General features: G+C 67.4%; 7 protein-coding genes and 1 pseudogene. 3 read left to right on the top strand and 5 right to left on the bottom strand.

Going from position 1 to position 6,454, the window contains the following annotated elements; translation table 11 throughout:
- Together VML93_RS29575 and VML93_RS29570 are read left to right on the top strand one after the other, a co-directional pair.
- Positions 1–187, top strand: a 187-nt coding sequence (locus VML93_RS29575; RefSeq protein ID WP_325615974.1) for a hypothetical protein, incomplete at its 5' end; no start/stop codon positions are given.
- 196 nt (positions 188–383) lie between these two features.
- On the top strand, positions 384–1,217 hold the full coding sequence (locus VML93_RS29570; RefSeq protein WP_325615972.1) for an SDR family NAD(P)-dependent oxidoreductase: 834 nt from the start codon (positions 384–386) through the stop codon (positions 1,215–1,217).
- A 111-nt stretch (positions 1,218–1,328) separates the two neighbouring features.
- On the opposite strand, the gene VML93_RS29565 is transcribed toward VML93_RS29570, so the two are convergent.
- From VML93_RS29565 to VML93_RS29555, 3 genes are all read right to left on the bottom strand, one after another.
- Positions 1,329–2,186: a glycine betaine ABC transporter substrate-binding protein gene (locus tag VML93_RS29565; protein WP_325615971.1), complete on the bottom strand. Its 858-nt coding sequence runs from the start codon at positions 2,184–2,186 to the stop codon at positions 1,329–1,331.
- Positions 2,183–3,367, bottom strand: coding sequence for an NADP-dependent malic enzyme (locus VML93_RS29560; RefSeq protein WP_325615978.1), 1,185 nt, complete (start codon positions 3,365–3,367; stop codon positions 2,183–2,185). Before VML93_RS29560 ends, VML93_RS29565 begins: the two co-directional genes overlap by 4 nt.
- A 108-nt stretch (positions 3,368–3,475) precedes the next feature.
- Complete coding sequence (locus tag VML93_RS29555; RefSeq protein ID WP_325615969.1) at positions 3,476–4,465, bottom strand: malate dehydrogenase; 990 nt, start codon at positions 4,463–4,465, stop codon at positions 3,476–3,478.
- A gap of 159 nt (positions 4,466–4,624) precedes the next feature.
- Here VML93_RS29555 and corA point away from each other — a divergent pair, with 159 nt between their 5' ends.
- Positions 4,625–5,731 carry a magnesium/cobalt transporter CorA gene (corA, locus tag VML93_RS29550; RefSeq protein WP_325615966.1) on the top strand — a complete coding sequence of 369 codons (1,107 nt, stop codon included), beginning with the start codon at positions 4,625–4,627 and terminating at the stop codon, positions 5,729–5,731.
- A gap of 10 nt (positions 5,732–5,741) precedes the next feature.
- Here corA and VML93_RS29545 read toward each other — a convergent pair whose 3' ends face one another.
- Both VML93_RS29545 and VML93_RS29540 read right to left on the bottom strand, forming a co-directional pair.
- On the bottom strand, positions 5,742–6,293 hold the full coding sequence (locus VML93_RS29545; RefSeq protein ID WP_325615976.1) for a suppressor of fused domain protein: 552 nt from the start codon (positions 6,291–6,293) through the stop codon (positions 5,742–5,744).
- A gap of 2 nt (positions 6,294–6,295) precedes the next feature.
- Positions 6,296–6,454 (bottom strand): annotated as a pseudogene (locus VML93_RS29540) (ABC transporter ATP-binding protein); the annotation flags it as partial.

Raw genomic sequence — 6,454 nt, 5'->3', positions numbered from 1 at the left:
GGTGCAGGAGGAGCCGGCCAACCAGGGCGCCTGGCCGCGGTTCGGCCTGGAGCTGCCCGAGCTGCTGCCCGACAAGCTCAGCGGGATCAAGCGCATCTCCCGCCGGGCGATGTCGGCGCCGTCGTCGGGTTCGTCGAAGGTGCACGCCGTCGAACAGCAGGAGATCCTGGACACCGCGTTCGGCTAGCTGGCTGTAGCCCTAGCCGGTGCGGCGCGAGGGGCCGCAAATGTACGGCGATAACGCAAATTCCCGTGCATATGAGCGCGCTCGCCCAGTCGGTGCGGAGTCTGGCGTCCGGGCCGGCGCTTGGGACCCACTGGTATCGGGGACCGCTGGTACCGGTTAGCCTCGACGCAACTGAGCGAGACGAGGGAGGATGCTCATGCAGGGGTTCGCCGGGAAAGTCGCGGTGGTCACCGGTGCGGGCTCGGGTATCGGCCAGGCGCTGGCCGTCGAGTTGGCGCGATCCGGTGCCAAGGTCGCCATCTGCGACGTCGACACCGAAGGACTGGCGCAGACCCAGGAGCGGCTGAAGGCCATCGGCGCGTCGGTCAAAACGGATCGGCTCGACGTCACCGAACGGGAGGCCTTCCTGCTCTACGCCGACGCGGTCAACGAGCACTTCGGCAAGGTGAACCAGATCTACAACAACGCCGGTATCGCCTTCACCGGCGACGTCGAGGTCAGCTCGTTCAAGGACATCGAACGGGTGATGGACGTCGACTACTGGGGCGTCGTCAACGGCACCAAGGCGTTCCTGCCGCACCTCATCGCCTCCGGCGACGGCCACGTCGTCAACGTCTCCAGCCTGTTCGGGATCTTCGCGGTCCCCGGACAGGCGGCATACAACTCGGCCAAGTTCGCCGTCCGCGGCTTCACCGAGGCGCTGCGCCAGGAGATGGTGGCCGCCGGCCACCCGGTGGGGGTGACCACCGTGCACCCCGGCGGCATCAGGACCGCGATCGCCCGCAACGCCACCGCTGCCGAGGGACTCGACGCCGACGACATGGCCAAACTGTTCGACAAGCGGCTGGCCCGCACCAGCCCGGAGCGGGCCGCGCAGATCATCCTGGAAGCCGTGCGCAAGAACCGGGCCCGGGTACTGGTCGGCCCGGACGCCAAGATCCTTGATGCGTTGGTGCGGCTGACCGGCTCCGGCTATCAGCGGCTGTTCGGCCCCGTGCTGGGCCGGCTGCTGCCGACCCCGCGCCAGTGAGGACGCCCGCAGGCTCGCCGAGACTGCACTGAGGGCGGCCCCTCGTCGCACAACGTGTACCTGTACGCAGTCTCGACGCCACCGGTGCAGTCTCGATGCGGCACGCCAGAGCTAACTGCGGCCCAGCGGGTGTTCGCCCATCCACCCGTCGGCCACCGCCTGCGGATCGGCGCCCCCGGCCACCTGGCGGCGCATATCCGCCAGCGCCGCTGTATCCAGCACGCCGGCCACTTCGTTGAGCGCCAGCAGTTGCCGATCGGTCAGCGCGTTGCGCCGATACAGCGGCACCACGTTCTCGGCCTGGATCAGCGGGGGTTTGTCGTCGCTCAGCACCACCAAGTCCCCCGGGATGTTGGGGTCGGCGGTGGTGGTCCACGCCGCGGCCAGCTGACCCGCCCGCAGCGCGGCGAACATCGCTGTGCCATCAGGGAATTCGCGAGCGACCGGCATTCGGCACGGGCCCACCGTCGAGGGTGCGTGCGTGCCCGCGACCATCCCGACGACCAGCCCGTCGCAATGCTTGGTCAAAGCAGGCAGGTCCTTACCGCCCCAGGTCGCGGCGGTGGCCTGAGTCACCAGAAGCGCCGGCTTGTCCTCTGCCGAAGTGGTGTAGTCGCCCGCCAGGACGCCCTCCGGCAGCATCGAGATCATCACGCGATAGACATCTTTGTCGGACGTCACTGCGACGCCAGGCTTCAGCCGCTGCAACACCTGGCCGGTGAAGGCGGGGACCACCGTGAACTCGCCCGAGTCCAGTTTCGCCATCGGGTCGGCGGCGGTTTGGGCATGCGCCGCGGAGCCGTATCCCCGCAGCGCCGATACATAAATGGCGGCCAGCAGCCTCGACTCGAGGTCCGGCGTGGATCCGACGACCACCTCCGGATGGCCCTTGTGCGCCGAGCAGCCGACGGGGGCGGCCAGCACCAGCGCCAAAGCCAGGAGCAGCGCGGCCAGCCTGCCGATGCTCACTCCCAGGAGGTATCCGAGGCGAAAGCCACCGCAGCGGCGACCGCCTCCCCGACGCGTCCATCCAGTGGGCTCGGCACGATCCGGTCGATCGCGAGGTTCTCGCTGGCCACGGAGTAGATCGCCTCGGCCGCGGCCACCATCATCTTTTCGGTGATCCGGCGCGCTCCGGCGTCCAGTGCGCCGCGGAATATCCCGGGAAACGCCAGCACGTTGTTGATCTGGTTCGGGAAGTCGCTGCGCCCGGTGGCCACCACCGCCGCGTATTTGGCCGCGACGTCGGGATGGATCTCGGGATCCGGGTTGGACAGGGCGAAGACGATCCCGTCGGGCGCCATCGTGGCGATCAGCTCTTCGGGCACCACGCCCCCGGACACCCCGAGGAACACGTCCGCGCCGTCCAGCGCTTCGACCAGCCCGCCGGTGCGACCGTCGGGGTTGGTGCGCTGCGCCAGCTCGACCTTGACGCTGTTCATGTCGTCACGACCGGAATGCACGATGCCGCGCGAGTCCAGCACGGTGATGTCGGAAACACCCATGGCGAGAAGGAGATTCGTGCACGCGACACCGGCCGCCCCGGCACCCGACACCGCCACCCGCACCGAGGACATGTCCCTGCCGAGCAACTTGGTGGCGCCCATCAGCGCCGCCAGCACCACGATCGCGGTGCCGTGCTGGTCGTCGTGCATGACCGGGCAGTCCAGCGCCTCGATGACGCGCTTTTCGATGTCGAAGCAGCGCGGCGCCGAGATGTCCTCCAGGTTGACGGCACCGAAGGTCGGGCGCAGCCGCACCAGGGTTTCGACGATCTCGTCGGGGTCCTTGGTGTCCAGCACGATCGGGATCGCGTCCAGCCCGCCGAACTCCTTGAACAGCGCGCACTTGCCTTCCATCACCGGCAGCGACGCCGCCGGCCCGATGTCGCCGAGGCCCAGCACCGCGCTGCCGTCGCTGACGACGGCCACCAGCCTGTTGGCCCAGGTGTAGCGGGCGGCCAGGGTGCGATCGGCGGCGATGGCGCGGCTGACCTGCGCCACACCCGGGGTGTAGACGATCGACAGCGCACGCTGGGTGTCCAGCGGAGCCGTCAGGCCTACCGAAAGCTTGCCGCCTACGTGTGCCTCGAAGATCTCCTCGTCAGTGACGACGACCTGGGGATTCGGCTCGGGAAGGCGCTTCACCATGTCAAGGGTTTCGGACACGGCCCCTAGAGTACTCAGCCTGTCTAGCAATCCTGGAATCGCTCCCGAGGCCGCCGCGATAACCCCTTGTCAGACAACCAGCGGACCTATTTAGATCAGCCCCAGCTCGGTGACCGCGCTGCGCTCGTCGGCCAGCTCGGCGGTGGACGCGTCGATCTTGGCGCGGGAGAACTCGTCGATCTCCAGGCCCTGCACGATCGTCCAGTCGCCGTCCTTGGTGGTCACCGGGAACGACGAGATCAGCCCCTCGGGCACGCCGTAGGAACCGTCGGACACGACCGCCATCGAGACCCAGTTGCCCTCCGGGCTGCCCAGCAGCCAGTCGCGGGCGGCGTCGGTGGTGGCCGACGCGGCAGAGGCGGCCGACGAGGCGCCGCGCGCGTCGATGATCGCCGCGCCGCGCTTGGCGACGGTCGGGATGAAGTAGTCCGCGATCCAGGCCTGGTCGTTGATCACCTCGGCCGCGTTCTTGCCGCCGACCTCGGCGTGGAACACGTCGGGGTACTGGGTGGCCGAGTGGTTGCCCCAGATCGTCATCTTCTTGATGTCGGTGACCTTGGCGCCGGTCTTGGTGGCCACCTGGCTGATGGCCCGGTTGTGGTCCAGGCGGGTCAGCGCGCTGAACCGCTCCTTGGGGATGTCAGGGGCGTTGGTCATCGCGATCAGCGCGTTGGTGTTGGCCGGGTTGCCGGTCACCCCGATCCGGACGTCGTCGGCGGCGACCGAGTTCAGCGCCTTGCCCTGGGCGGTGAAGATCGCGCCGTTGGCCTCCAGCAGGTCGCCGCGCTCCATGCCCGGGCCGCGCGGACGCGCGCCGACGAGCAGGGCCAGGTTCACCCCGTCGAAGATCTTGTTCACGTCCGCGCCGATCTGCACGCCGGACAGCAGCGGGAAGGCACAGTCGTCGAGTTCCATGACGACACCCTCGAGCGCCTTGAGCGCGGGCTCGATCTCGAGCAGCCGCAGCTCGATCGGGCGGTCCGGGCCCAGCAGCGAGCCACTGGCCAGGCGAAACAACAGGCTGTAGCCGATCTGGCCGGCAGCGCCGGTGACAGCGACCTTCAAAGGACTTGCGCTCACGTCGATGTGCTCCTTAAAGAGTGTTTGGTTCGCGTCGAAACTAGCGCACGACGGGTCGGGCTCCGACCTCCGGTCCGAAACTCGTCGCCCGCTGTTAGGCCGGGACGCGTAGCATTTAGCACCGCTCGCTAACGACCTGCGCCGCGATGGGAGGTTGACATGTTCCCGGGACCCGACGCATTGCCCGAAACAATGAGAGCGGTTGCGAAGCCGCGAGTACACGAGCGACACCAACATCACAAGCACACCCACCCAGCGCAGCCGTTGGTCGATTGCGGCGTCTACGTCGACGGCCAACGACTGCCCGGAAAGTACGGCTACGCCGACGCGCTGAGCACGGTGCGCGAGCTGGAGTTGATGGGGCAGGACGGGTTCGTGTGGATCGGGTTGCACGAACCCGACGCCAACCACATGCAGGAAGTGGCCGAGGTCTTCGACCTGCATCCCCTGGCGGTCGAAGACGCGGTGTGCGCCCATCAGCGGCCCAAGCTCGAACGATATGACGACACGCTCTTCCTGGTCCTGAAGACCGTGAACTACGTCCCGCACGAGTCGGTGGTACTGGCGCGCGAGATCGTCGAGACCGGCGAAGTCATGATCTTCGTCGGCAAGAATTTCGTGATCACGGTCCGTCACGGCGAGCACGGGGGGCTGGCCGACGTCCGCAAGCGGATGGACGGCGACGCTGACCATCTGCGGCTGGGCCCCTACGCGGTGATGCACGCCATCGCGGACTACGTGGTGGATCACTACGTGGAAGTGACCTGCCTGATGGAAGACGACGTCGACGGTGCCGAGGAAGTGGCGTTCGCTCCCGGCCGCAACGTCGACGTCGAACCGATTTACCTGCTCAAGCGTGAAGTCGTCGAGCTACGCCGGTGCGTGAGTCCGCTATCGATCGCATTCCAGCGCATGCAGACCGAGAACAAGGACCTGATCTCCAAGGAAGTCCGGCGCTACCTGCGCGACGTCGCCGACCACCAGACCGAGGCCGCCGACCATATCTCTGCCTACGACGACATGCTCAACACGCTGGTCCAGGCGGCGCTGGCCCGGGTCGGGATGCAGCAGAACAGCGATATGCGCAAGATCTCGGCCTGGGCCGGTATCGTCGCGGTGCCCACGCTGGTGGCCGGCATCTACGGCATGAATTTCAAATTTATGCCTGAGCTCGACGAGCATTGGGGCTACCCGGCGGTGATCGGCGGCATGGTCACCGTCTGCCTGTTGCTGTACCTGAGTTTCCGAAAGCAGGGCTGGCTGTAGGGCGAGCACCTCAGCGAAGCGGGTCCAGCACATCGACGCCGTCGTCGAGCCAGGTCTGTCGCATGGTCTCAGCGCCCTTGAGCCGCACCCAGGCCGCCTCGGTTGCCGTAATCGGAGTGGCCGACAAGAAGCGCACCGGGTCGCACGGGGCCGGCAACCGCAAATCGGGAATGTCGCTGTGGCCCAACAACACCGCCGTGAACGGCGCGCCGGCCCACAATGGCGAGCCGAGGTCGATCAGCGCGTCGGCGGCCAGCACCACGCCCTCGACCGCCGGGCCTGCCGCCACGATCGCCAGGGTGCGCGCCAACCCCCTGACTACGCCGTGATTGCGCAGGCGCAGCACAACTTCGGCGCGCGGTCCGCGGTCCGGATCGGCGAGGACAAAGGCTGGATCGACCATCGGATGGCGCGAGCAACCCACCGACACGAAATGCGCCAATCCGTCTGTCCCAGGCTCGAAACGCAGCACCTCGATGGGCTCGGTACCCAGAAACGTCACACTCGCCGAATCGGGCTCCGTGCCGAAATGGCCGCGCAGGTGCTCACGCACCAGGTCCAGCGTCACTCGGCGGAAGGCGGGGCCGGAATGGTCAGGTTCACCCCGGAGTCGACGTCGAAGACGGCGAGTTTCGTGGGGTCGAAAGCCAACTCGACGGACTGCCCGATAGTGGCCGTCGACTCAGCGGGAACCCTTGCCACGAACTGATTTTCGTACACTTC

Source organism: Mycobacterium sp. (genome assembly GCF_035499775.1).
Classification (GTDB): Bacteria; Actinomycetota; Actinomycetes; order Mycobacteriales; family Mycobacteriaceae; genus Mycobacterium.
Note: the sequence above shows the minus strand (reverse complement) of the source record. Positions and strands in the feature narration are given on the sequence as shown.

Coding starts and splice junctions, on each gene's coding strand:
- corA (WP_325615966.1), top strand. CDS start 4,625: ATGTTCCCGGGACCCGACGCATTGCCCGAAACAATGAGAGCGGTTGCG.
- VML93_RS29560 (WP_325615978.1), bottom strand. CDS start 3,367: ATGGTGAAGCGCCTTCCCGAGCCGAATCCCCAGGTCGTCGTCACTGAC.
- VML93_RS29570 (WP_325615972.1), top strand. CDS start 384: ATGCAGGGGTTCGCCGGGAAAGTCGCGGTGGTCACCGGTGCGGGCTCG.